The organism is Streptomyces sp. RLA012 (genome assembly GCF_056270325.1).
Window position 1 is genome coordinate 4269220 of record NZ_JBWDPA010000002.1, and the last position, 25130, is coordinate 4294349.

At 69.4% G+C, this 25130-nt stretch carries 16 protein-coding genes; 6 read left to right on the plus strand and 10 right to left on the minus strand.

From position 1 onward, the window contains the following. Window positions 1-36: 36 nt before the first annotated feature. A complete protein-coding gene (locus RV986_RS19250; RefSeq protein ID WP_475918600.1) occupies window positions 37-1881 on the minus strand; it encodes a phosphoenolpyruvate carboxykinase (GTP) in 1845 nt (614 codons plus the stop codon). A 334-nt stretch (window positions 1882-2215) separates the two neighbouring features. Here RV986_RS19250 and trhA point away from each other — a divergent pair, with 334 nt between their 5' ends. The 5 genes from trhA (at window position 2216) to RV986_RS19275 (ending at window position 7812) form a co-directional block, all read left to right on the plus strand. Next, complete coding sequence (gene trhA / locus RV986_RS19255) at window positions 2216-2929, plus strand: PAQR family membrane homeostasis protein TrhA (protein WP_475918601.1); 714 nt, start codon at window positions 2216-2218, stop codon at window positions 2927-2929. A 114-nt stretch (window positions 2930-3043) separates the two neighbouring features. Further along, window positions 3044-4612 (plus strand): MFS transporter, encoded by a 1569-nt coding sequence (locus RV986_RS19260; RefSeq protein WP_475918602.1) that lies wholly within the window; start codon window positions 3044-3046, stop codon window positions 4610-4612. Window positions 4613-4617: 5 nt separating this feature from the next. Beyond that, window positions 4618-5250 (plus strand): TetR/AcrR family transcriptional regulator, encoded by a 633-nt coding sequence (locus tag RV986_RS19265; RefSeq protein ID WP_475918603.1) that lies wholly within the window; start codon window positions 4618-4620, stop codon window positions 5248-5250. 33 nt (window positions 5251-5283) lie between these two features. Then, window positions 5284-6021 carry a Mut7-C RNAse domain-containing protein gene (locus tag RV986_RS19270; protein ID WP_475918604.1) on the plus strand — a complete coding sequence of 246 codons (738 nt, stop codon included), beginning with the start codon at window positions 5284-5286 and terminating at the stop codon, window positions 6019-6021. 561 nt (window positions 6022-6582) lie between these two features. Beyond that, window positions 6583-7812 carry a hypothetical protein gene (locus RV986_RS19275; RefSeq protein WP_475918605.1) on the plus strand — a complete coding sequence of 410 codons (1230 nt, stop codon included), beginning with the start codon at window positions 6583-6585 and terminating at the stop codon, window positions 7810-7812. Here the strand turns inward: RV986_RS19275 and RV986_RS19280 are convergent. From RV986_RS19280 to RV986_RS19315, 8 genes are all read right to left on the minus strand, one after another. Continuing rightward, window positions 7796-9613 (minus strand): asparagine synthase-related protein, encoded by a 1818-nt coding sequence (locus tag RV986_RS19280; RefSeq protein WP_475918606.1) that lies wholly within the window; start codon window positions 9611-9613, stop codon window positions 7796-7798. The genes RV986_RS19275 and RV986_RS19280 overlap by 17 nt on opposite strands. Window position 9614: 1 nt before the next feature. Then, on the minus strand, window positions 9615-10241 hold the full coding sequence (locus tag RV986_RS19285; RefSeq protein ID WP_475918607.1) for a lasso peptide biosynthesis B2 protein: 627 nt from the start codon (window positions 10239-10241) through the stop codon (window positions 9615-9617). 434 nt (window positions 10242-10675) lie between these two features. After that, window positions 10676-13078, minus strand: coding sequence for a galactose oxidase-like domain-containing protein (locus tag RV986_RS19290; RefSeq protein WP_475924332.1), 2403 nt, complete (start codon window positions 13076-13078; stop codon window positions 10676-10678). A gap of 5 nt (window positions 13079-13083) precedes the next feature. After that, window positions 13084-14289 (minus strand): glycosyltransferase, encoded by a 1206-nt coding sequence (locus tag RV986_RS19295; RefSeq protein WP_475918608.1) that lies wholly within the window; start codon window positions 14287-14289, stop codon window positions 13084-13086. Beyond that, complete coding sequence (locus tag RV986_RS19300; RefSeq protein WP_475918609.1) at window positions 14286-15956, minus strand: ArnT family glycosyltransferase; 1671 nt, start codon at window positions 15954-15956, stop codon at window positions 14286-14288. The genes RV986_RS19295 and RV986_RS19300 overlap by 4 nt, the downstream gene beginning before the upstream one ends. Before the next feature lie 168 nt (window positions 15957-16124). Then, window positions 16125-17378, minus strand: coding sequence for a glycosyltransferase (locus tag RV986_RS19305; protein ID WP_475918610.1), 1254 nt, complete (start codon window positions 17376-17378; stop codon window positions 16125-16127). 202 nt (window positions 17379-17580) lie between these two features. After that, window positions 17581-19620: a thioredoxin domain-containing protein gene (locus tag RV986_RS19310; protein ID WP_475918611.1), complete on the minus strand. Its 2040-nt coding sequence runs from the start codon at window positions 19618-19620 to the stop codon at window positions 17581-17583. A gap of 65 nt (window positions 19621-19685) precedes the next feature. Next, window positions 19686-21344, minus strand: a complete 1659-nt coding sequence (locus RV986_RS19315) for a recombinase family protein (protein WP_475918612.1) — start codon at window positions 21342-21344, stop codon at window positions 19686-19688. Between the two features lie 208 nt (window positions 21345-21552). Here RV986_RS19315 and RV986_RS19320 point away from each other — a divergent pair, with 208 nt between their 5' ends. After that, the gene (locus tag RV986_RS19320) at window positions 21553-24771 is read left to right on the plus strand and encodes a tetratricopeptide repeat protein (protein ID WP_475918613.1); all 3219 of its coding nucleotides are present in this window, start codon (window positions 21553-21555) and stop codon (window positions 24769-24771) included. Here RV986_RS19320 and RV986_RS19325 read toward each other — a convergent pair. Beyond that, on the minus strand, window positions 24740-25093 hold the full coding sequence (locus tag RV986_RS19325; RefSeq protein ID WP_475918614.1) for a hypothetical protein: 354 nt from the start codon (window positions 25091-25093) through the stop codon (window positions 24740-24742). The genes RV986_RS19320 and RV986_RS19325 overlap by 32 nt on opposite strands. Between the last annotated feature and the right edge of the window lie 37 nt (window positions 25094-25130).

A 25130-nucleotide genomic window follows, 5' to 3' on the forward strand; every position in this document is an offset into this window, starting at 1 on the left:
TGGACGGCAGCCGCGAGGCCGCCGTCCACCCGGGGCTCAGCCCAGGCGCCGCACCAGCGCCCGGTACTCGTCCCACAGTTCCTTCGGCGTGTGCTCGCCGAAGGTGTTGAGGTGCTCGGGCACGAGCGCCGCCTCCTCACGCCAGACGTCCTTGTCGACGGTGAGCAGGAAGTCGAGGTCGGCCTCGGACAGGTCGAGCCCCTTGGTGTCCAGGGCCCCCTTGGCCGGCAGGATGCCGATGGGGGTCTCGACGCCCTCGGCCCTGCCGTCCAGACGGTCCACGATCCACTTCAGGACGCGGCTGTTCTCGCCGAAGCCCGGCCACACGAACTTGCCCGCGTCGTTCTTGCGGAACCAGTTCACGTAGTAGATCTTCGGGAGCTTCGCCTGGTCCTTGTCCTTGGCGACGTCGACCCAGTGCCCCATGTAGTCGCCCATGTTGTAGCCGCAGAACGGCAGCATGGCGAAGGGGTCACGGCGCAGTTCGCCGACCTTGCCCTCGGCGGCGGCGGTCTTCTCGGAAGCCACGTTGGCGCCGAGGAAGACGCCGTGGTTCCAGTCGAAGGACTCCGTCACCAGCGGTACGGCGGTGGCACGGCGTCCGCCGAAGAGGATCGCCGAGATCGGCACGCCCTTGGGGTCCTCCCACTCGGGCGCGATGATCGGGCACTGCGCGGCGGGGACGGTGAAGCGGGCATTGGGGTGGGCGGCGGGCGTACCGGACTCCGGCGTCCAGTCGTTGCCCTTCCAGTCGGTCAGGTGGGCCGGAGTCTCCTCCGTCATGCCCTCCCACCAGATGTCGTTGTCGTCCGTCAGCGCGACGTTGGTGAAGACGGAGTTGCCCCACAGCGTCTTCATCGCGTTGGCGTTGGTGTGCTCACCGGTGCCGGGCGCGACCCCGAAGAAACCGGCCTCGGGGTTGATCGCGTACAGCCGTCCGTCCTCGCCGAACCGCATCCACGCGATGTCGTCGCCGATCGTCTCGACCGTCCAGCCGGAGACGGTGGGCTCCAGCATGGCGAGGTTGGTCTTGCCGCAGGCGCTCGGGAAGGCGGCGGCGACGTACTTGGACCCACCCTGCGGCGGGGTCAGCTTCAGGATGAGCATGTGCTCGGCGAGCCAGCCCTCGTCGCGGGCCATGACGGAGGCGATGCGCAGGGCGTAGCACTTCTTGCCGAGCAGCGCGTTGCCGCCGTAGCCGGAGCCGTACGACCAGATCTCGCGGGACTCGGGGAAGTGCGAGATGTACTTGGTGGAGTTGCACGGCCACGGTACGTCCGCCTCGCCCTCGGCCAGCGGCGCTCCGAGCGTGTGCACAGCACGCACGAAGAAGCCGTCGGTACCGAGCTCGTCGAGGACGGGCTGTCCCATGCGGGTCATGGTGCGCATGGAGACGGCGACGTAGGCGGAGTCGGTTATCTCGACACCGATCGCGGAGAGGTCCGAGCCCAGCGGGCCCATGCAGAAGGGGACGACGTACATCGTCCGGCCCTTCATCGAGCCGCGGAAGATGCCCTGGTCCCCCGCGAAGCCGTTTCCTTCTCCGGTGAAGATGGCCCGCATCTCGTCGGGCGCCTTCCAGTGGTTGGTCGGGCCCGCGTCCTCCTCCTTCTCGGAGCAGATGAACGTCCGGTCCTCGACCCGCGCGACATCGGTCGGGTCGGAAGCGGCGTAGTACGAGTGGGGACGCTTGATCGGGTCGAGCTTCTTGAAGGTGCCCTTCTGGACAAGCTCCTCGCTGAGCCTCTCGTACTCGGCCTCGGATCCGTCGCACCAGACCACGCTGTCCGGCTGGGTCAGTTCTGCGATCTCGTTCACCCACGAGATCAGTGCTTTGTGCTGGGTGGGGACGGTGGAGGGAGCCGCGATGTCGCGCGCCACGATTGCTCCTAGATGAGGGGTTTTTTTGTTGAGGCCCCGTGGGGGCTGCGACCCGGATGCTTCGGGGTGTGAAAGCCTCTGGCGCTCATCCGGTGCCGACCGCACTCATTTGATCATCCGACGGGTTCGCCCATATGTCCATAGGGCCTCACACCTGAGCGGGGTGACCATCGCCACGTGTATGCGCGTTTCTTTGCGTACACGTGGGGTTCAGCCGAAGGTTTTTTTGCGCCGACGCCGCTTCGCGTCACGGTCGTGAGAACATGGCCACTCTTGGCTGTTCAGTGCGCCGTACTGACACGTAACTTACGGTTCCGTAGGTAGGATTCCGCCTATGACTGCGCCCGTCCCCGACGCGCCCACGGACTCGCCGGCCGCAGGCCGCAGCCCCGCAGCGCCCTCCCCGTCGCATCCGGTCAAGCCCAAGCTCCGCGGCTGGCTGCACCTCGGCATGTTCCCGGCCGTTCTGGTCTCCGGCCTGGTCCTCACCGCTCTGGCCAGTTCCACCCGCGCCCGCATCGCCTGCGGGATCTTCGCCCTGACAGCCTGCCTGCTGTTCGGAGTGAGCGCGCTCTACCATCGCGGCGACTGGAGCCCGCGGATGGACGGCGTGCTGCGCAGGCTCGATCACGCCAATATCTTCCTGATCATCGCGGGCACCTACACACCGCTCACGATGCTGCTGCTCCCGGGCGCCAAGGGAGAGTGGCTGCTGTGGAGCATCTGGGCCGCGGCGGCGGCCGGCATCATCTTCCGGGTGTTCTGGGTCGGTGCCCCGCGCTGGCTCTACACCCCCTGCTACATCGCGATGGGCTGGGCGGCCGTCTTCTTCCTCCCGGACTTCATGCGCACGGGCGGCATCACCGTCCTGGTCCTGGTGATCGTCGGCGGACTGCTCTACAGCGCGGGCGGGGTGATCTACGGGATCAAGCGCCCCAACCCCTCTCCCCGCTGGTTCGGCTTCCACGAGGTCTTCCACTCCCTGACCCTCGCGGCGTTCGTCGTGCACTACGTGGGCATCTCACTGGTGGCGTACCAGCACGGGTAACCCACCTCCCTCCTTCTCTTCATGGCCACGGCTTCTGAGCCGTGGCCATTTTTGTGCGCCCTGACAGTGCATCCCCATTGACACCCACCACCTTTTGAGAGCTACTCTCATTTCATGGTTACTGTCACTCAAGACGATGGCGTACGGCGTGACCCTCGCCGCTGGTGGGCCCTCGGGGCCCTGGTCGCGAGCATGCTCACGCTCGGCTTCGACACCACGATCCTCAACGTGGCCCTGCCTACGATGGCGGGCCAACTCGGCGCCACCACCGGCCAGCAGCAGTGGATGGCGGACGCGTACGTGATCGTCTTCGCCGCCCTCATGCTCCCGGCGGGACTGCTCGGCGACCGGTTCGGACGGCGGCGGATGCTCGTCGTCGGGCTCGGGATCTTCCTCGCCGGTTCCCTGGCCGGCGCCCTGGCCGCCGACGTGAACTGGGTCATCGCGGCCCGCACGCTGATGGGCCTCGGCGCCGCGCTGGTCATGCCGCTCGCCCTGTCCGTGCTGCCCTCGCTCTTCGGCCCCGACGAGCGCACCAAGGCCGTCGGCATCATCTCCGCCGCCTCCTCGCTCGGCCTGCCGCTCGGCCCGATCATCGGCGGCTGGCTGCTCAACCACTTCTGGTGGGGCTCGGTCTTCCTGGTCAACGTCCCGATGGCCGCGATCGGCATCGCCGCCTGCGTCTTCCTGCTGCCCGAGACCCGCGACCCCGCCTCCCCCAGGGTCGACGTCCTGTCCACCGCGCTCACCGCGGCCGGGCTCGGCGCCCTCATCTACGCGATCATCGAGGCACCCGGCCGCGGCTGGGGCGACCCGCTGATCGTGGGCATGCTCGCCGGCTCCGTGGTCCTGATCGCCGCGCTCGTACTGCGCGAGCGGCGCATGGCACGCCCCATGCTCGACATGTCACTGCTCACCCACCGCGGGTTCCTGTTCAACACGCTCGCCGCGACCCTGGTGATGTTCGTCCTGTCCGGCCTGCTGTTCGTGCTGCCGCCGTATCTCCAGGCGGTGCTCGGCCACGACGCCCTCGGCACCGGCGTCAGGCTGCTGCCCATGATGGGCGGTCTGATCGTCGCGGCCCGGGCCGCGCAACCGGTCGTCGACCGGTTCGGCTCCCGCGCGGTGGTCAGCGCGGGACTGGTGGTGCTGGCCTTCGCCGCCCTGCTCGGCAGCCGTACGACGGTCGACTCGGGCTACGGCTTCACCGCGCTGTGGCTGTCCATCACCGGCTTCGGCTTCGGCTTCTCGATCGTCCCCGCGATGGACGGCGCCCTCGGCGCCCTGCCCCGCGACCGGGCCGGCAGCGGCTCCGGGCTCCTCATGACGATGCGCCAGGTCGGCGGCGCCATCGGTATCGCCCTGCTCGGCAGTCTGCTGGCGAGCACCTTCCGCGACCGCCTCGACGTCACCGGGCTGCCCGCGAAGGCGGCCGACGCCGCCGGGGACTCCGTGGTCGCGGCGCACATCGTCGGCCGGCAGGCGGGCTCGACCGACCTCGTGGCCTCCGCGAACGGCGCGTACGTCCACGGCATGGGCCTGGTCCTGCTGGTCTGCGGCATCGCGGCCCTCGTCACCGCCCTGCTGGCCGCGGCGTTCCTGCCGAACACCCCGGTCGCGCACACCACGAAGGAGGACGAGGACCCGGCCATGGCCACCGTTCCCGCGGATGCCGGACAATGAACAACATGACGGCCGCACCCACCCCCTTCAGCCCCGACGACCGCCCCCAACTGGGCCTCCGCGAGCGCAAGAAGATCAAGACCCGCGAGGCGATCCGTACCGCGATGTACGCACTGGTCAGGGAGCAGGGGTACGACGCAACGACGATCGAGCAGATCGCCGAGCGCGCCGAGGTGTCGCCGTCGACCGTCTTCCGCTACTTCCCCACCAAGGAGGACATCGTCCTCACGGACGAGTTCGACCCGCTCATCATGGAGGAACTCCGGGCCCGCCCCGCCGACGAACCATGGATGGACACCCTTCGGTACGTGATGCAGAAGGCCATCCGGCTCGGCATCAAGGACGACCCGGAGGTGTCCCGGCTGCGGACCCACCTGATGGTCCAGGTCCCGGCGGTGCGCTCACGGATGATGGAGAGCATGTCGGTCACCGGCAACATGCTCTGCGAGGCCATCGGCGAGCGCACCGGCCGGGACCCGGAAAGCCTGGAGGTACGGGTCTACGCCATGGCCATCATCGGCGGCCTCATGGAGACGTCCCTGTACTGGGCGGAGAACGACCACCGGGACGACTTCACGGACCTCGTGGACCGCACGTTGGACGTCCTGGAGCACGGGCTTCCCAGCAAAACTCCCTGAGGCCGGGCCCCTCCGGCGTGGCATCCTGACCGGGTGAACGGACCCGAGATCCACGTCGCCTTCGCCCCCGCACTGACGGTGTTCGTCCCGAGCGAGCGGCGCCGGGCCACCACCGCCGTCACCACCGACGGCGTCTCGACCCTCGGCCATGTCGTCGAATCCCTCGGCGTTCCGCTGACCGAGGTCGGCACGCTCCTCGTGGACGGCCGCGAGCTGCCCGTGTCGCACATCCCGGCGGCCGGCGAGTCCGTGACCGTACAGGCCGTGACCCGCCCCCAGCAGGTCCCCGGCGCCCCGCTCCGCTTCCTCCTCGACGTCCACCTCGGCACCCTCGCGCGCCGGCTGCGCCTCCTCGGGGTCGACGCGGCGTACGAGTCGACGGACATCGGCGACCCGGCCCTCGCCGCGCGCTCCGCGGCCGAGCGGCGCGTACTGCTCAGCCGCGACCGGGGGCTGCTGCGCCGCCGCGAGCTGTGGGCGGGCGCGTTCGTCTACAGCACCCGGCCCGATGACCAACTCCGGGACGTGCTCGGCCGGTTCGCACCCGAGCTGCGGCCGTGGACACGCTGCACCGCCTGCAACGGCCTGCTCAAGGAGGCCGCCAAGGAGCAGGTCGTGGACCAGCTGGAGGGCGGCACCGAGCGGTCCTACGACGTGTTCGCGCAGTGCGAGGAGTGCGGGCGCGCCTACTGGAAGGGCGCGCACCACGACAGCCTGGAGGCCATCGTGGAACGCGCCCTCGCCGAGTTCGGCAGCCGGACGGCGCCGTAACCGTCGCCGTCCTCAGCAAGTGGCTGTGACCAGCACTTTCACAGCACGTCCTGGTTAGGCCGTCCGGAGGCATCCGGATGGCGATCCGCCGGATCACCACGAACGATGGTGCTCAGGCCCCCGGCGCAGCGCCAGTTCTCCTACGTCCGCCGCATCCGCTGCGTCCGCCGCGTCCGCCGCATCCGCTGCGTCCGCTGCGTCCGCTGCGTCCGCTGCATCCGCTGAAGGGAGCGGATGCTCCGCGACTCCACCTCAAGGTACGTGCCGCAGGAAGCCCACCGGGGGCTCGTCGGACGGCGCTTCGCCCGTGCAGTGCCCCAGTGACGGTCGAAGGAGACACCCCGAAAGGTCCTGTTGCCGTACGCCGCTACCGACCGGCGGGAGTCTTCCCGGCCGGGCCGGATGCGTGTCCGGTCGTGATCGGCGTCGGCACGGCCGGCACATTGCACACGACTTGCGACGTCAAGAGGTGACCACGTGAGAACTCCGCCCAGGTCCGGCGCCGGCTCGCGCCCACGGGTGCGACGGGACCCGCCGAAAGTCGGACGGTCACGACCAGCCATGGTGCTGATCCTGCTGGTCCTCCTCCCGACGGCGTTCCTGCTGGGTTGGTTCGGCATCGAAGACCTCAGCGAGGCCCTGACCTTCGCGGGTCGCCTCACAGGTGCCGTCCTCATCCTGGTGTCGGCCACCACGCTGTTGGGCGCCGCCGCGGTGGTGGACCACTGGTTCTGGAACAGCTTCCCCTACTCCGGAATGGTCGCGCTGATCGGCACGGTCGCGGCATTGCTGACGAATGCCCTGCTCCTGTTCGGAACATATAAGAACGGCGACTCCGTGTGCTACCCCGTGTTGTTGGGCCTGCTCGTGGTGGGTTCCGCCTGGGCTGTCTTCGCGGTGTGGCGGACATCGGTCGTGATCCCCGCTCCGAAGCGGGTGGCCGCGGCGGTCGTCGTCTCCTCCGTTTTCGCGGCCACCAATTTTGGCTACCAGAACCTCTATCAGCCGTACCAGCGCGGGGCCAGGCCTCTTATCAAGATGACCATGGGGAAGCCGGTGTTGAGCAAGGACCGAAAGGTACTCTCCGTGCCGGTCGACATCAGACTCGAAAACCACAGCGATGTGGGTTTCTACGTGCTCGGCGCCGAGTTCCACGCCATGGGGGAACGGGTGCAGCTGAGCGCGAACGACCGGCTCCGCGAGCAATGGCGTGCTGACGCCAAGCAGTGGAGCAAATTTCAGGAGAAAAACCCGCTCTCCCGCAGGGAGATCCACCAGCCCGGCGAGTTGGTGACGGCACAGCCATGGATGTCCCCCGGATTCTGGATCGACGCAAGCGACGCGTTCGCCACCCGAACAGTTGTGCAGCTGCCCATCGAGACGCCATACGATCAGCTGGCGTTCTACGCCACCGCGAGCTTCGCGCGCAAGGACCGAATCCGCCTGGACTCGCTCGATTTCAAAAGCGCATCCTGGGACGGCGGCAAGGCGACCCCGCCCCAGTGGTTGAAGAAGGAGACAAAGAACGGTGTCGACTCCCTCATCTACCGTGGCAGTGTGCGCGAAAACAATGCGATCGACGATCGCACGATGACCCCCCGCGTCGTCACTGTCTATTGGAAGTTCGACACGCACGGCGTAAGGGTGGTACCAGTAATCACGCGAAGGGGCGAGGAAGACCGCACCACTTCCGTAGCGGAAAGCCGCGAGTTGGTGAACCGTTACGGCCTCGTCGACGCCGTGACGGGCCCGATGGAACTGACGCTGGGGGACGTCAAGAACCTGCGCTGACCGGCATCGCCGCACCGAGCGCGCGTGAACGCTGGTCCAATCGCTCCAGCCACACCACGAGGGCGAGAGAGCTGTTCATACGATCCCAGGAATATGAGTCCCCCACACCGAGCTGTGCCTCGCTCACTGCCCGGCACAGCGTCTCCACGTCGAACATCTCCGCGACCAGCGGATGCCTCGCGGAGCGGCAGAGGTCGATGAGTTCGTCGCCGTGGGTCCGCAAGCCGCGGGCGTAGAGCTCGTTGAAGGGGACCTTGACCACTCGGTCACGGATCCGGGGCGGAAGCAGATCTGCCATCGCCTCGCGCAGAACCGCCTTCGGACGGCCCGGATGGAACGTGGCTTCAGGAGGGAGGCGGCGCATCGTGGCGATGACCTCCCCGTCGAGAAAGGGGTGCGAGAGGAAGAACCCGTCCTGCCGTGCCCGGCGCCAGGACAGCGGGTCGGGAGCGGCGATGTAATTGGCCGCTTCGAAGAGCGACTGTTCAGGCCTGCGCCCGAACGCGAAGCGGCTCTCCGCGATGCTGGCCTCACGGTAGCCGTGAGCCCGCGCGAATCCGGGTCGCAGCCATCGGGGGCGGGCGAAGCTGCCGAGGCCGCCCAGCACCGTACCGCGGCGGACGAGCGCTGTGATCCGTTCGGCTGCCAGCGGAAGAGCCGGCCGCACGACGTAGTCGTGGACGACGTCCCGCAAGCCACGCTCGCTGCCCGCGGCCCACGCACGTGCCTGCTTCGTCATCTGCCGGAGCTGCCCTGTGCGGGCCAGCCTGTGCAGGTGAAGAGGGTTGGCGTCCGCAATCGGATCGGCCCCGCAACCGGTCATGAGGGTGTCACAGCCCAGTTCCGCCGCGGCGGCATGAAGCCTGCTCCAGAACGGGGCGCGAAAGGCGTGCGCATGAGGCTCGTCCGCGTCTCCCGCGTGGTACTGGAAGTCGTCGAAGTCGGCCACGTCGTCGGCATCGACCATCACCGGGCGGGCCGCGGGTGCGTGCCGGCGAATCTCCTCCATCGCCTCGTCGAGGTACGGCTGCTCCCCCGCCAGCTCTCCGCTGCCGAAGCGCCCGGCGAGCAGCACAAGGCCCCCGGGGCGGCCCGCTCCCGCGGCCAGCAGATGTGCTGCGAGCAACGCGATGCTGGTGGAGTCGGTGCCGCCGGAGACGTGACACGCCGTCATTCCGCCCATGCGACGCCCGACAGCGTTCTCCAGTGCGAGGCGCAGCTCCTTCGCGGCCCCGCCGAGACGGAGCCCGTCCGCTGTCGACTCCCACGGGTCGTCGGCCCGACCGACGCGTCCCCGCACCCGACCACGCAGCCGCCCGGTGATCGAAAGCTCCACGACCTCGCCGCCAAGAACCCGGTGCACCCCGGCGAAAGGGGTGAGTTCCGAGTGCGGTTGCGCCATGTTCCCGGTCAGGTACCGGCAGAAGTAGCGACGTTCCAGCTCTTCGAAGCCGCCCAGACGGCACGCCGAAGTACTCACCGCGCTCACCCGCCCGCCGGACTCCCTGAAGAACAGCGGAATGCGTGCGTGCTCGTCCCGCATCAGCAGGATGCGGTCGCGGCACACCAGGACCGCCGCGTAGTCGCCGGTCGGCAGACGCGGTGCGGCTCCCGGTCGGCCGAAGTCGTCCAGGAGGCCGCGCGCGCCCGCCACGCGGTCACGGACCGAGCCGGCCCAGCCGACGACCGCTGCGGTGCCGGCCCGTGAGGAGACCGTCGTCACGAGTCCCTGCCTCGCCATGGCCTCGGCCGCCCAGAGCTTCGGTGCGCTCCCGGCCCACTCAAGGCGGAGTGCTTCCACGTCACTGCCCTCCGCAACTGATCGAGAGAACCGGCGCGAACGCGTGCCCTCGCGGATCAGCGTCAGGGATGCACAGGCCCGCGGAAGACGTCCAGGCGTGCAAGGCGAACGGGTGCTCGCGCACACCCACGTGAAGCACGGCCTTCAGACCGCACCGCCGCAGCAGCACGAAAGCCGTCACGGCCTCGGCCTTGCAGTCGTCGTTGACGAACCAGCTTCTGCGGCTGTGTGATCGCACCGCTCGTTTCAGCCGCGCGACGTCCTCCGCGGAGGGAGGGTCCGCACGGGCGTACACCGGGGCCGCCAAACACAGGAGCCGAAGAACGCGCCCGAATCCCAGGGTCCGGATCAGCAGGTGCACTCCGCGCAACCAGAGCCCGACCTCGACGTCCGAGTGCTCTTTTCGGCGGGCCGTCGCACACCCGGCACGGATGAGACCGGTGACGAGTTCGGCGCGTTCATCGGTGGTCCCGTCGGCGAACTTCTGCAGGTCTGTCGTCGTCATGCCGAGGAAACGCGTCCGCCGCCTCCAGTCCGCGATCAGAGCTCCGCCGGACATCCTGGTGACACGGCAATGCGGTGACAGGATCCGCGTCACGGCCACCAGGGCATCGGTCTCCTCTGCCACCCCACATCCTCCAAGGTCGGCCTGGAGCAGCGACTCCGCGGCGGAACCGGTTCAACTCGGTGGGCGGTGTCAGGACTGGTATCCGTGACCGTCGTAGAACCCGCCGCTGAAGCCCCGGATCAAGCGGCCGTTGCCAAGAAGGACAAGCCCATGCGGCATACGACGCCGCAGTCGTCGGAGAAACATCGCCTACCTCCAGGATCATGGAGTGTCGATCAAGTTAAGGCTACTCTGCCCCGAATATCCCGCAACCGGACTGCGGACGTGCGCCGAGCGGGACCCGGTTGAAGCGCGGGCGGATCGGATCGACGCGGATGGGCTGCGGCGGCTCCTCGCGAGCGCGCCGCAACCCCAGGCCGCGGCCGGGTTCTGTGTTCTCCCTCGGACGGTCGCCGGCGCGGCCATGCGCTCGGGCCGACTGGAACCCTGGCGGGCTACGCCTTGCGCACGTCCGCCTTTCCGCAGGCCACTCCGTCCTTGTTCGGGTCGAGGCCCAGCGGATCGTCCTTGCCGTTGACCTTCAAGCGGCCGTAGTCGTTGGTCTTCAGCCAGGCGCAGCGCGAGGCCGTCGTCTTCTTGACCCCGTCCGGGAAGGCGGTCGGCACGCAGACGTTGATCGAGCCGTAGTGCCGGTCGCAGCCGGAGATCGTGGTGCTGACCTTCTGCGAGGTCCGCTTCTTGCCGCCCTTGGTGACCGTGCCCTCCAGGGAGTCGGCGAAGGAGTGGACGTGTGCCGAGGCGGTGTCCGTGGCCAGGGCGGAGGGGCCCTGGAGGTGCACCCACTTGGCGACCGAGGGCACCCCGTTGGCGTCGACCGCGAAGAGCATGTACCAGCCCGGCGGGGCCATGTCGGGGTTGCTCGTCACGTTCAGGTCGACGTTGTTGCCGTCCACCGACAGGGGAAGGTCCACAAAACGCTGGTTCGGGTCGGAGGAGTGCGTCACCGCGGCGGGGCGGATCAGCTCCGCCTTGACGATGGGCCGGTCGACCGTGATGCGCTGCGTGTCCCCGTACACCCACTCGTTGTCGATCACCGAGGTGATCGTCGGGCGGGTGCCCTTGAGGAGGTAGGGCGGGGTGTAGATGGACACGTTGTGGTTCCAGGTGCCGTTGCCCGGGTTGTCGCCGGTGGCCATCACCCGGCCGTCGGGCAGCAGGAACGCGGAGGAGTGGTAGCCGCGTGCCTCGGGGTCGGCGGCCACCGGGTCGAAGGTGGAGCTCGCCGGGTCGAACATGGACGCCTCGAAGACGGGGTTGGCGCGGTTGTGCAGTCCGCCGCCCGTCTCCAGCACCTTGCCGTCCGGCAGGAGCACGGCGGAGACGTACATCTTGCCCTGGTTGCCGGTCTCGGCGACCTTGCCGTTGCCGAGGTCGACCGTGCCCTGCGGGATCTGCGGGCCGACGGTGTACGCCGGGTTCGCGGCCTTCAGGTCGATGATGTCGGTGAGCCGGTTCGCCTCCGGATTGGAGTCGATGTTGCCGCCGCCGATCGTCAGCACCTTCTGGTCCTGGGCCGGAGGCAGCAGCACGCTCGCGGACTGGTCGCGCTCGTCCTTGCTCTGCAGGCCGGGGACGGCGGTCGTGGTGTTGGCGTCGTAGTCGTAGATCGCCGAGCCGGTGCCCGGGGTGCCGTTGCCGAAGACATGGCTGCCCGAGTAGAAGAGGCGTCCGTCCTGCATGAGGATCATCGACGGGTACAGACCCCAGTACGACCAGGTCTGGTTGACCTGCCACAGCGGCAGCCACTGCTGCTGCGCCGCCGACCAGCGCTCGGCCGTCACCGAGCCGGTGGAGTCCTCGCGCAGCCCGCCGAACGAGATGACGTCACCGTTGCCGAGCTCGGTGGCCGACGGATACCAGTGGCCGTCGTTCAGGTCGTTCGTCTTGCTGTACGTCTCGGTGACCGGGTCGAAGATGTACGAGTCCTTGTACCCCTCGTAGCCGTGCCCGCCCGCGACCGGGAACGCCTTGTTGCCGCTCATCACCAGCACCCGCCCGTCGGCGAGTTGGACGTGGCCCGAGCAGAACATGTCCTTCGGCGTGGGGATCACCTTGTACGTGCCGTTCACCGGGTCGTAGACCGCGCTGGTGAACGTGCCCGCGTCGAAGTTCTCCTCGCTGTTGCCGGACCCGGCGATCAGCAGCACCTTGCCGTTGTTGAGGACGACGGAGTGCATGGAGCGCACCGGGTTCTGCGTGGGCAGCACGTCCCAGCGGCCGCCCGCGCACTCGTCGGCGGTGACGGTGCAGGTGGCCGGCGGAATCGGGTCGGAGACCTGTTCCATCGTGTAGTCGTCGGTGGTCGCCGAGCCGGTGCCGTACACCGAGACGCCCCAGGTGATGCGGTCGGTACCGGCCGGAACCGCGGGTGTACGGACGCTCGCCTGCGTCCAGCCCGCGGCCATGTCCAGCGTCTTGAGGTCGGTCCAGTACTGCCAGCCCGCCGTGGTGTCGTGCCGGAAGAGGGTGATCGAGGCGTCGGGCGTCGTCGTCTTGTACCAGAGGCCGAGGTCGTACTGCTTGCCCGCGGTGACCACCGGCGCGCAGGTCGCGGACTCCGTGATCAGCGCCTTGCGGTCGCCGTCGACCCGCCGGGTCAGCGTGACCTTCATGGCCTTGGCGCCGGAGTGCGAGTCGGCGACGGTGGCGAAGGTGAAGTCGTTGTCGCCCCAGCCGGACTTCTCCCAGCAGTACGGCATACCGTCCGTGCCGCCGGTCTCGAAACCCGGGTTGGTGACGAGGTTGGCGGCGGAGGCGGGCTGCGGCGAGACGAGCAGCAGCCCGGCGGCCAGGCCCGCCACGGCCAGCAGTGAGGTTCTCCGTCGGGGTCGTACCAGATAGGTCACGCGGCTCTCCTTGTCGTACGGCTCCCGTCCGCGGCCTCACTGCTGCGGCGCGGCAGATAGACCAGCGCCTCGGTGCCCGCGAAGCGCAGGACGAAGGTCGTCACCAGGGCCAGCGCGGTGGCGGACAGGGCGCCCATCCCGAAATGGCCGACGAACAGGGCGATCAGCGGGATGCGCAGCACCAGGTCGGCGTTGGCGAGCAGCGCGAACCGGCCCACCCGGTCCCACCAGTTGCGGTGCTTTCGGCGCTCGCGGAACAGCAGATGCTCGATGAGCAGGAAGTTCCAGGCCACGCCGAGCTGGTTGGCGAGGATCTCCGCCGGTACGTAGTGCAGGCCGGCGGCGGTGAGCGCGTACAGGCCGAGCAGGTTCGGCAGGAAGCCGGTGGCACCGATCAGTCCGAAGACCACCATCCGCGCGACCGGCGAGGCGGTGCGCAGCCCGACGAGGTGGCGCAGGAAGCGGAAGCCCTCCTGCGCGGTCGACTTGGACTCGCCCGCGAACCGGTCCTGGAAGACGAAGGGCACCTCGGTGACCTGGCGGGGGCGGCTGCGCACGGCGAGTTCGAGGAGGATCTTGTAGCCGAGCGGCTGCAGGATCTCGGCGGTGACCGCGCTGCGGCGGATCGCGAAGAAGCCGCTCATCGGGTCGCTGATGCCGTGCAGCCGGCGCGGGAAGAGCGTCTTGGTCAGCCAGGTCGCGCCACGCGAGACGGCGATGCGGTAGCCGCCCGCGAGGCCCTCGCGGCTGCCGCCCTTGATGTACCGGCTGGCGACGACGAGCCCGGCGTTGGACCTCTCTCCCGAGGCCACCAACTCCGGCACCAGGGAGGGCGGATGCTGCAGATCGCCGTCCATCACGACGATCCAGTCGGAACTCGCCGCCTTCAGCCCCTCGACGACCGCGCCGCCGAGCCCGCCCACGGCTTCCTCGCGGTGCAGCACGGTCACCGGGAACGGGCAGTCCTGCGCCTCCCGGGAGATCACCTCGGGGGTGTCGTCCGTGGAGTCGTCCACGAAGACGACCTCGCAGGGCAGCCGGGAGGGCACCGACTCGGTGATCCGGCGCAGGAGTTCGCGGATGTTCGCCGACTCGTTGAAGGTCGGTACGACGATGGTGACGGCGCCGGGTTCGGGAACCTCGGCCGCACGTACGGCGGGATCGCCGAGCTCCCCCGGGACAGTGCTCTCGAAGCTGCTCATCGACTGCCTCCGGACGTCGTCGTGGTCATGGTGTCTCCCGCGCTGTCGTTGATCTGCCGGATCTCGATCCGGTCCGCGCCCCGGCCGAAGGTGGCGACCGGCGTCGAGTGCTCGATGGCCGCCTTGACGTTGGGCAGGTCGACCGCGTCACGCCGTACGGTCGGGGAGGCGACGACGTAGTCGATGTCCTTCCAGCCGTGCGGCATCGTCTTGGTCACCGCGGGGTCGAGGTCCGCCTTGTAGAACCAGATGACGCCGAGCCCGGGCCGGTAGCCGTCGTGGACGAGGTCGAGCCAGAGGGCGTCGTCGACGAGGACCCTGGTGTCGGCCGGGTTCTGCACCTCGGTCTTCAGCCAGGTGGCCGCCGACCGGTAGGGCGCGTTGGCGTCCGCGGTCACGGCGGTGCGGTCGCCGTCGTACCAGCGGGGCAGGACATAGACGGCGGCGACCGCCACGAGCACGGCCGCCGTCACCCGCCGTCCCCAGGTCACGTACGGCTTCTCCGACTCGCTCCGCCACCTGCGCAGCACCAGATGGGCGAGGCTGGCGGTGCCTCCGGCGAGGACGAGCGCGAGGAACGGCAGCGCCTGGATGATGTACATCGCGGGCAGATAGCCGCTCGGGCGCAGCGCCACCAGGGCGAGGATCACCACGGTGAGCGCGGGTCCGGCGAGCGCGCGGCCGGTGACCGACCAGCGCCAGGTGGCCAGGAGCAGCAGCGCTCCGGCGAGGCCGCCGATGATCAGCACCCGGTCGTAGTAGAGCCAGGAGTGCAGCACGCCGTAGGAGCCGGAGCCGGAGTCGAGGACGAACCCGGAGCCGGGGCGGCTCATCTGGTACGTGATGCCGTCCCAGAGCGAGACATGGCCCGCGCCCGGGAACAACTCGCCCTTGAGCAGCGCGAACAGCGGATAGGCCAGGCCGATCAGGACGCAGGCGGTGATGGCTCCGGTGAGCGCGAACTTGCGGGTGTCGCGGTGGCCGTGGCGCCACATGGTGACCAGGAGCGCGGGCAGGACGACGAGCATCGTCTCCTTGGTGAGCACGGCGGCCGCGGCCGCGATGCCCGCCCCGAAGTGGTGCCACAGATGGCGGCTCGGGGAGGCGGCGAGGCAGAACGCGAGCAGCGTCCACATCACCGCGATGTTGTCGAGGAAGATCTCGCGCTGGAGCACGACCGACAGCGGCGAGAGCCCGAAGAGCACCATCGCGAGGGCCGCCGCCCAGCGCGGCAGGGAGAGGCGGCGCGCGAGGACGTACAGCAGGACCGCGCTCACGGCGCTGACGGCCAGCATCGCGACCCGCATCGAGCCGACCGTCATCAGCGAGGGGCTGATGTGGGCGGGGATCCAGGTCAGGGCGGCTATCTGGATCCAGCCCAGGGGCGGGTGGTCGTACCAGTACGTGTAGTGCGCGAGGCCCTTGCCCTGCTGCACGGCCCAGGCCTGGGCGAGGTAGGTGCCCTCGTCGTCGCTGAGCGTCGGGTAGTCGGTGATGTTCCAGCCCTGCACGACGATGATCGCCAGCAGCAGGGCGCCGCACAGCAGGAGGTCGGGGCGCGAGGTGCGCAACCGCCGGAGCGGTGGGTGGTCGCGGACGGTGTCGGGCGCGGAGGGCCGCGTCGCGGGGACCGTGGACGGGGTCACCGCGGGAAGGGTGGAGGTCACGCGGAAGGTCCTCTCGGGACTTTCGGTACGTTCGGGATGTTCGGGCCCAGGGCCTGCGGAACCAGGGCATGCGGAATGACGGCATGCGGAACCAGGGCGCGGGCGACCAAGGCGCGTGGAACCAAGGTCTCCCCGCCGGACGGGATGCCCGGCGGGTCGCCTCAGGCCCTAGTGAGTCGCTTCGACCTCGGTGAGGTGCGCACCGACATGACTGGTCAACTCCCAGTCGTTGCGGCCCCTTTGCTCACGCCAGACGGCACGGACGGCCGCGCCGGCGAGGAGCACCTGATAGAAGGGGCCACCGACCACGAGCTTCAGGTAGTGGACGAAGCGGACACGGAGCCCGTACTGCTTGCCGAAGTCATGCAGTCCGACGAGCTCGAAGACAAAGGTGACCAGGGCGGTCACGGCCGGCAGGAAGGTGATGAAGGCGATCCCGACGGGCACGTCGAGGAAGAGCGCGATGGCCACGTTGAGCGGGATGACCACCCCGGAGACGGCCTGCAGATACGGCGTCATGAGCGTGTAGCGGGCGAGCAGCCGCTGCCCGAAGCCCGGCAGTTGCTTCCAGTCCTTCTTGCGGTAGACCTGCAGGAAGCCCTGGTTCCACCGGGTGCGCTGCTTCATCAGCGACACCAGGCTGCCCGGGGTCTCCTCCCGGGTCACCATGTCGGAGTCGTAGGCGACGACGACCTTCTTGCCGACGCTGGAGAGCCGTACGCCCAGGTCGCAGTCCTCGGCGAGACACTCCGGATCCCAGCCGTCCGCTTCCCGCAGCACATCCGTCCGTACGAAGACGGTGTTGCCGCCGAGCGGGATGAAACCTTTTTGCGCATGCAGGTGCAGCCGCGAGCGGAACCAGAAGAAGTACTCCAGGCAGTTGCGCAGGCTGTACCAGCTGGAGTTGAAGTTGATGAGCTGGACCCCGCCCTGGACGACGTCCGCACCCGTCGTACGGAACGCGTGGTCGACGTGGGCGAGCAGCTCCGGATGGACCTGGTCCTCGGCGTCGAAGACTCCGACGACATCGCCGCGGCAGTGCGGCAGCGCCGTGTTCATGGCCTTCGGCTTGTTCTTCTTCTCGTGGTGGTCGACGACGACCCGCACCCGCTCGTCACGGGCGGCCGCCTGCCGGGCGACCGCGGTGGTCTCCGGATCGTCGTGCCCGACGATGACGATGATCTCGAAGTCGGTGTGGCTCGATTCCAGCAGTCGCTGGATGGTGTGGTCGAGCACAGCCTGTTCGTGGCGGGCCGGCAACAGCAGCGAGAAGGCCAGCCGGTCACCGCCGTCCGGTCTGCTGAACCGGGTGGAAGCCAGCACTTCGGGCGTGCGCCACGCGTGCATCTGCCACCAGAGAGTGAAAGCCGCCATCCAGAACAGAGCCAGTGAAACGGCAGCAATAAAGACAGACGTGAGCAACAGATCCCCCCAGATCCCAAAACCCCCAGTCGCGACGATGTGTCACATTCGCCGCGTCACGGGTCAGAGACTATGGGTGATCTGTGAAGCGCGCAGGTTGTTCTGGTGAAGAGCGTGTTTCATCACAGTCGGATGATTTGCTGAACAATTCGAACAGTGGTCGCGTTTCAACCGGTTGGCGAGTAGGCCGACCATCGGCGTTTCAGCCGCTCAGAGCCGTACGAAGCCGTTCAGGATCGGTCGTCGGGGCGTCACAGGTGAAGTTACGGCAGACATACGCGGCGGGTTCGCCCTTCACCAGGGGGCGGTCAACCAGGAGCGGCAACTCGTCACTCTCCGGAGTGCCTACGGCGACCACGGCGCCCGGCGCGGTACCGAGCAGCGCCGTCCGGTGCAGGGCCTTTGTCAGGGGATGTCCGTCCGGCCCCACGACCGCGACCTCACGCGGCCCGTCGAGCAGCGCCTCCGCCACCGCGAGGCCCCAGCCGACGAAACGCGGAGCACGCGGCCCGAGCGCCTTCACCACGCCCAACGCCCGCTCGGCGGCCGTCCGATGGGGCTCGGCGCCGGTCTGGGCGGCATAGCTCAGCAGGGCACCGGCCGCCGCGCTCCAGCCGGAGGGCGTGGCGTTGTCGGTGGGGTCCTGAGGCCGTCGGATGAGCCGCTCGGCGTCGGCCGCGGTGTCGTACAGCGCGCCGGACTCGGGATCGGCGAACTGTGCGATCACCTGATCGAGCAGGAACCCGGCGAATTCCAGCCACACCCCTTCACCGGTCACGGAGGCCAGCGCGAGGAACCCCTCGGCGACATCGGCGTAGTCCTCCAACACCCCCGCGTTCGAACCGACCTGCCCGTCCCTGCTGGTACGGGACAGCCGCGCCCGGTCGTCCAGGTGCACCCGTACGAGGAGGTCGGCGGCGGCGATGGCCGCGTCCACGAGGTCGGGACGGTCGAAGTAGGCGCCGGTCTCCGCGAGGGCGGCGACGGCGAGCCCGTTCCAGGCGGCGACGATCTTGTCATCGCGCCCGGGGGCGGACCGCTCCGCCCGCGCCGCGAGCAGCCGGCGTCGGATGTCGGCCACCTTCTCCGCGTCGAACAGCCCGTCCTGCTCCGGCAGTTGCAGCACGGAGGAACCCTCCTCGAAGGTCCCCTCCTCCGTCACCCCGAAGTACTGGGCGGCGAGTTCGGCGTCGGCCTGGCCGAGGACCTCGCGGAGCTGCCGCGGGGTCCACACGTAGTACGCGCCCTCGACGTGCTTGCCCGTTCCGTCGTCGCTGTCGGCGTCGAGCGCGGAGGCGAACCCGCCTTCGCTCGTGCGGAGTTCGCCGACCATGAAGTCGGCGGTCTCCAGGGCGACGCGGCGCGCCAGCTCGGAGCCGGTGGCGCGCCAGAGGTGCGCGTAGACGCGGCAGAGCAGGGCGTTGTCGTAGAGCATCTTCTCGAAGTGGGGAATCAACGGCCCATTGAGCACCGCCCTGAGTACGTAACGGTGGAACCCTCCGCCCGCCTGGTCGTAGAGGCTCGATCGCGCCATGGCGTCGCACAGCCCCTCGGCAATCTCCTGTGCCCCCACAGAGCCCGTCCGTGCGTGGTGGCGCAGCAGGAACTCGATGACCATGCTCGGGGGGAACTTGGTGTCGCCCTTGAACCAGCCGCTCGCAGGGTCGATGTCCCTGGCCAACTGAAGCAGGGCACTGGCCTGGCTCTCGGCGGTGGCCGGCCCGGCGGACGCGACGCTCAGCGAGCGCTCGCCCAGATCACGCGTGATCTTCTGCGCCACCTCCCCCACCTCGTCCCGCCGACTCGTCCAAGCGCTGTGGACGCCTTCGAGTACCTGGCGGAAGGAGGGCATGCTGTGCCGGGGCTCGGGCGGGAAGTAGGTTCCAAAGTAAAACGGCTCCCCGTCGGGGGTCATAAACACGGACATGGGCCAACCGCCCTGCCCGGTGGCCGCCTGCACGGCTTCCATATAGACGGCGTCGACGTCGGGGCGTTCCTCCCGGTCGACTTTCACGCTCACGAAGTGCTCATTGAGGTACGCGGCGACCGCCCCGTCCTCAAAGCTTTCCCTGGCGAGTACATGGCACCAGTGGCAGGCGCTGTAGCCCACGCTGAGGAAGACGGGGACGTTGCGCTGCCGGGCTTCCTCGAACGCCTCCGGCTCCCACGGCCACCAGTCGACGGGGTTGTCAGCGTGCTGGAGGAGGTACGGGGACGTGGCGTGCGCAAGTCGATTGGGCATGATCTCATCCTTGCGCACCTACTGGATCCCCGCTCGTGAGCCGCAGGGCAGCGGCCTGCAGAATCTCACTCGCCCACGGCTACGTCCCTCTTCGAGAGCCAGTCGAACTCAAGCCGCTCAAGAATCGGCGTGTGATCGCCCTGGCGGGCCGCCGACCTGACCGTGATGCCCTTCTCCCCGAGGGCGCACTTCAACAGCATGCGCTTGTCCGCCATGTCTGCCCCCTCCCACGCGTCTCGCAGATTCTCGATCTGCATGAGGGGGGTCAGGTCCGCTTCGGCATCCAGGGCTTCAAGGGCAGCGATCGTGCTCTCGATGACGGTGCGCTGCCCCTCGCTCAGCTCCTCGAAGCGCTCTTCGTCCATCTTGCCGTAGATGTAGAAGTCGTCTTCGAGCTTCCTCACGCGCTTCTGCGCGGCGTCAAGCTCCCTCTGAGACTCTTCCTTCTTCGCCTGTGTTTCAGGGTCCGAGAAGGCAAGCCACCGGCGGGCGATCTCGGCGATCACCGGGTCGTCCGGTTCAAGGGTGGTGATGTGCCTAACCCATGCCTCCCCTACGGCCTGATCGATGCGCTCGGCCAGCGTGACGACGCCACCGCAGATGGACTCGCCGCGCGTCTGCCGCACCTCACACCGGTAACGCCCTCCACGATGGCTCATCGAGCCGCCGCAGGGCTCCAGTGCTCCCGTACCCTTCTTGTCACGCATCCGTCCGCACCGGTAGGTGCCCGTGCCGAGATACTTCGCTCCCGGCTTCCCCTTGGCCCACCGGTGGTCTGTCCGTTCAGCAATGAGTGTCTTGATCTTGAACCACTCGGCCGGAGTCATCACTCCCTCGCCGCACATGACGATTTCTCCGTGCGCGTCACGCAAGGGTTCTCCGTAGCCCTCCCAGCTGTCCAGGAGGTTGCCGTGTTCGTCCGTTCTGCGCCGCCGCACGGGGACCATGCCCGCGAAAAGCGGGGACTGGGCGAGTTTGCTCACTGCGGTAGACGACCACGTGGCCCCGCTTCGGGTCCGATGGCCCTCTTCGTTGAGCTTGTGCGCCGTGTCCTTCGTGCTCTTCTTGTCGAGTAGCAGATCTGCCAGCCGGCGTGCGGTCTCATACTCGTCGGCGTGAGGTGCGACCTTGCCGCTGCCGGGGGCGCTGCAGAGCCCGAACGGAGGCTTGCCCGTGCCGCGTCGGCCTTCCGCCTTGTGCGAGTCGTGACCAATCTTGACCCTCTTCGCGATGTCCTTCGCTTCCTCCCGCGCCCGCTCGCTCAGGATGGCGAAGACCACGCGCCCGCCCTTCGCAGAGTCCAGCCCTTCCGATACGGATACGAGGCGCGACTGCCTGCGGTCGAACTCATCGAGAATGCGGCCGACCGCCCCCATTCCGCGCCGGTCGAAGCGGTCCGTCTTCCAGACCGCGAGCGTCTTGGACTTGCCGTCCATGATTACCCGTGTGGCCTTCTCGAACTCGCGTCGTCGCACATAGGACTTGGAGGCCGAGAGCTGTTCGAACCAGACGTGCCGGATCTGGAGCCCGTCCGCCTGCGCCCATCGCACCAGGTCCCACAAGTGCCCTCTGAGGGTCGCCAAATTCTCCTTCTTGTTGCTGCGCCGCAAGTACGCGTCCACAAGGCCCGTCGGCTCCGCCGTGGAGGGCATGTCCAGCCCCATGGCCTTGAGTTCGTCAAAGCTGAGCCCCAACGCCACCAGCGTCCCGTGATCGTCGCGCACCGAACCCCCTTCGCTCTCAAAAAGAAGCGTACGGAGGTGGTGGTCCTTAGCAGTCACATTCCCAGAAATGCAGCACGATCCAGTCGCGGTGGACGGAGCAGCAGACAAAACCGCCGCCGAGCTGGTGTGATCGTCGGCCCCCTCGCGCTCACGCCCCGCACAAAGGACACTTGACGCCAAAGGAGTTACCGCCGGAGGGGGACGTGACATGCGGGAAGTCCATCGGGCGGAGGCCGAGCGGCTGTTGGCCCGGGCCGTGGAGGAAGAGGTACGGCGCTCGGGCGGGCGCACCGACGGCGCCGTGCTGCTGTCACGGGCCCGCGCCGCGCTCGACACCATGGCCGAGGCGGCCGCCGAGGAGTACGGGGCGTACACCCACGCCCTGGACGAGGCGGAGGTCGGCCGGCTGACGTTCGGACAGCGCTACGCCCGGGAGGGCGCCGGAACTCCCCTGCTGGTGGCGGCCGTTGCCGCGGTCGCGGCCTGCGTCGCGGACCTGGCCCTCGGCACCGGCGCCGGCACGGCCCTCGGCGCGGGCGCGACCGTCGCCGTGGTCGGCGCGGCGGCCATCGTGCTGCGGGTGACCGCCTCGCACGTACCGGCCGCGAGCCGCCGGGCGGGGGCCCTGGGCCAGCCGGGCGGTCCGGAACAGCTGCGGCTCCAGTGGCTGACGGCCCTGGAGGTGCGCGGCATCCGCCCCTTCCTCGACCAGCAGCGGGTGCTCAGCGCCTCCGCGGGGGCCAAGCAGGGCGCGCCCCAGCTGCGCCGCACCGACAAGAGCGCCGCCGCGCGCCGCCGCAGCGTCCTGGAGCAGTCGTTCGGTCAGCTTCCCGAGCCGGTCGGCCCGTTCACCGGACGCCGCACCGAGCTGTCCCGGGTCGCGCAGTGGGTGCACGCGGCCCGCGCGAGCACGGAGACGAAACCGACGGTGGTCGTGCTGCACGGCGCCCCCGGCTCCGGCCGCAGCACCCTCGCGATCCGGGCGGCGCACAGCCTGAAGGACCAGTTCCGCGGCGCGTGCGTGGTGGACCTGCGCGGCGACAGCCCCGAGGAACCCCCGCTGACCACCCGCGACGCCCTCCTGCACCTCCTCAACCGGCTCGGCGCGCCCCGCGAACAGCTCCTCTTCCGAGAGCGTTCCTCGCAGGACCAGCAGGTCAGACGGCTCAGCGAGCTGTACCACCAGCATCTGACGGGCCTGCCGGTCACCATCGTGCTGGACGACGCCAGCGACGCCGAGCAGGTGCGCACCCTGGTCCCCGAACGCTCGGAGAGCCTGGTCCTGGTCACCGCCCGCAAACCGCTCGACCTGCCCGCCGACCTCCCCGCCTGGGTCCACCAGCTCCCGGTCGACGCCCTGGACGCGGCGAGCGCCGAGGAGCTGCTGAACGCGGCGGCTCAGGAGAAGCCGGACCCGTACGACGCCGAAGCCTCCGAGCAGGTGCGGGAGTTGTGCGGCAGCCTCCCGTTCGCCCTGCGCGTCGCGGGTTCCTCGCTCGGCCCGCGCACCCCGCGCGGGCTCGCCGCCGACCTTGCGGCGTACGGCCCGGTGGAACCCGTCGAGCGGGTGCTGTGGCTGCGCTACACGGACCAGAAGGACCCGGCCAGGCGGCTGCTGCGGCGCCTGGCGCTGGCCGGCCGGGCCTCGCTCGGCGCCGCGGCGGCGGCCTCCCTGCTGGCGACGGACGAACAGGAGGCCACCCGCCATCTGACCGCGCTCGCGCAGGCCGGCCTGATCGACCACGTCCGCGGCAGCCGCTACCGCCTGCACGACCTCGTACGGGCCTTCGCCCAGGCCCGGCTGCTGGACGAGGAGGACCCCGCCGAGCGGACGGCGGCGCAGGAGCGCCTGATCGTGAACTACGCGGAGCTGGCCGACTCGGTGATCCGCCTGGTCGACGGCAAGACGTCGACCAGGGCCGATACTTCCTTTCAATCAAGCACAGTCGGCCCGCACGGCTTCACCTCGCTGGACGCGGCCCTGCGCTGGCTGGACGACGAGTCGAGCTTCATCACGGCGGCCCTGCGCCACGCGGAAGGCGTGAACCAGGCGGCCGTACTGCACCTGCTGGGCGCCCTCTGCGACTACTGCCTGCTGCGCGGCGACCTCTACCGGCTGGGCGAGATCAGCGAGTTGACGCAGGCGGTCGACCAGGGCCTGCTGGTGCGCTCGGTCCAGTGGCGCACCGGTATCGCGGCCCGCCAGCTCGGTGAGCTGGACAAGGCCCACACCACCCTGTCGTCCGTGGTGAACCTCTACTTCGAGGCGCACCACGACGCGGGCGCGGCCCGGGCCCTGTGCTCCCTCGGCATCACCCTGCACCACCAGGGCAACCTCACCGAGGCGGCCACCAGGCTCCAGGAGGCCATGGACCTGCAGGCCTCCCCCGACCTGGCGGCGGACCGCGCCTGGACGATGCACGCGCTGGCCGCCGTGGAGCGCGACCGGGGCCACCTCGCCACCGCCCTGAGCCTGCTCACCGAGGCCCTGGTCCTGCACCGCGAGGGCGAGTCCGTGCACGGCGAGGCGTGGGCCCACTTCCAGCTCGGCCAGCTGGGCCTGCGGATGGGCGACGTCCCGCGCGCGGAGCGGGAGTTGCGCGACGCCCTCGACCTGTACGGCCGTACGCGCGACGCCCGCGGCGAGGCCTGGGCCCTGACCCAGCTGGCCCGCGCCCGCCTCGTCGACGGCGACGCGTCCACCGCGGTCGACGGCCTGCGCCAGGCGGCCTCCCGGCACCGGGAGAACGAGGACGCGCGCGGCGAGGCATGGACGGTCTACTACCTGGGCCAGGCCCTGGAGGAGACCGGCAACCTCGACCAGGCGGTCCGCGAGCTGGAGCGCTCCCGCACGATGTTCTCCCGGATGCGGGACGTCTACGGCCTGGCCTGCGCCCGCCACCACTCGGCGCGGGTCACCCGCGACCAACGGGCCGCCCAGACCGGCTCGCTGCGCAACTCGGGCTTCGCCCGCCAGCTGCTGGTGGACGCGCGCGCCGACTTCCAGCGCATCGGCGTGGCCCACGGCGAGGCATGGACATGCCTGGAACTGGCGGTGGTCGACGCCGGCAACGCCCGTACGCCGGGGGCCCTCGCCCTGTGCGACGAGGCGGCCGGCCTCTTCGCCTCGTACGGCGACCGGCGGGGCGAGGACTGGGCCAGGTTCCTGAGATGCACCCTGCTGCCGTACGCCTCGCCCGGCGGCCTCGAAATCGGCAGCGCCGTCGCCCAGGAGGAACTGGCCCAGCTCTCCCGCACCGGCCACGCCTCCCGCGACGGAAAACTCGACGACTACGTGGAGGCCTACCAGCTCCTGCTGGAACGGGGGGTCGACCTGGACGGGGGATGGCAGGCCTGGCGCCTGGGAATGGTGCCGGGTCGCCATGCCTGCGAGGTCATGGGGGTGCCGGTGCCGACGACACCGTGAGGCGGGGCCCGTCGGGATGTTCGGGATGTTCGGGGACGAACAGCTCCTGTTGGTGACCGGCCCGGCGGGCCCGGGACGGGCTGGTCCGCGTTCCCCGGCGTACGGGCGCGGGAGGTCGCGGACGGGGCAGGGCCTCGGGTACGCCGGAGTCGGCACCGCGCCCGCGCCCGTCTCCGTCCTGCGGATGCGGCCCGTCGAGGAGCCGTACCCGCTCGACGCCCTCGACCACCGCTTCGTCGGCGTCGACACCAGCGACGTCTCCGTACGGGGGAACGGTCCCGCGGGTGCGCACTCCGACCATCCGCGGCCGGAGTCCGCACACCTGCCGCTGTCCCTGACGGACCACTCACGCCGAGAAC

Excerpts from the sequence above, each read along its gene's own strand:
- trhA (WP_475918601.1), top strand. The coding sequence starts at position 2,216 with ATGACTGCGCCCGTCCCCGACGCGCCCACGGACTCGCCGGCCGCAGGC.
- RV986_RS19260 (WP_475918602.1), top strand. The coding sequence starts at position 3,044 with ATGGTTACTGTCACTCAAGACGATGGCGTACGGCGTGACCCTCGCCGC.
- RV986_RS19265 (WP_475918603.1), top strand. The coding sequence starts at position 4,618 with ATGACGGCCGCACCCACCCCCTTCAGCCCCGACGACCGCCCCCAACTG.
- RV986_RS19275 (WP_475918605.1), top strand. The coding sequence starts at position 6,583 with ATGGTGCTGATCCTGCTGGTCCTCCTCCCGACGGCGTTCCTGCTGGGT.
- RV986_RS19295 (WP_475918608.1), bottom strand. The coding sequence starts at position 14,289 with ATGAGCAGCTTCGAGAGCACTGTCCCGGGGGAGCTCGGCGATCCCGCC.
- RV986_RS19310 (WP_475918611.1), bottom strand. The coding sequence starts at position 19,620 with ATGCCCAATCGACTTGCGCACGCCACGTCCCCGTACCTCCTCCAGCAC.
- RV986_RS19320 (WP_475918613.1), top strand. The coding sequence starts at position 21,553 with ATGCGGGAAGTCCATCGGGCGGAGGCCGAGCGGCTGTTGGCCCGGGCC.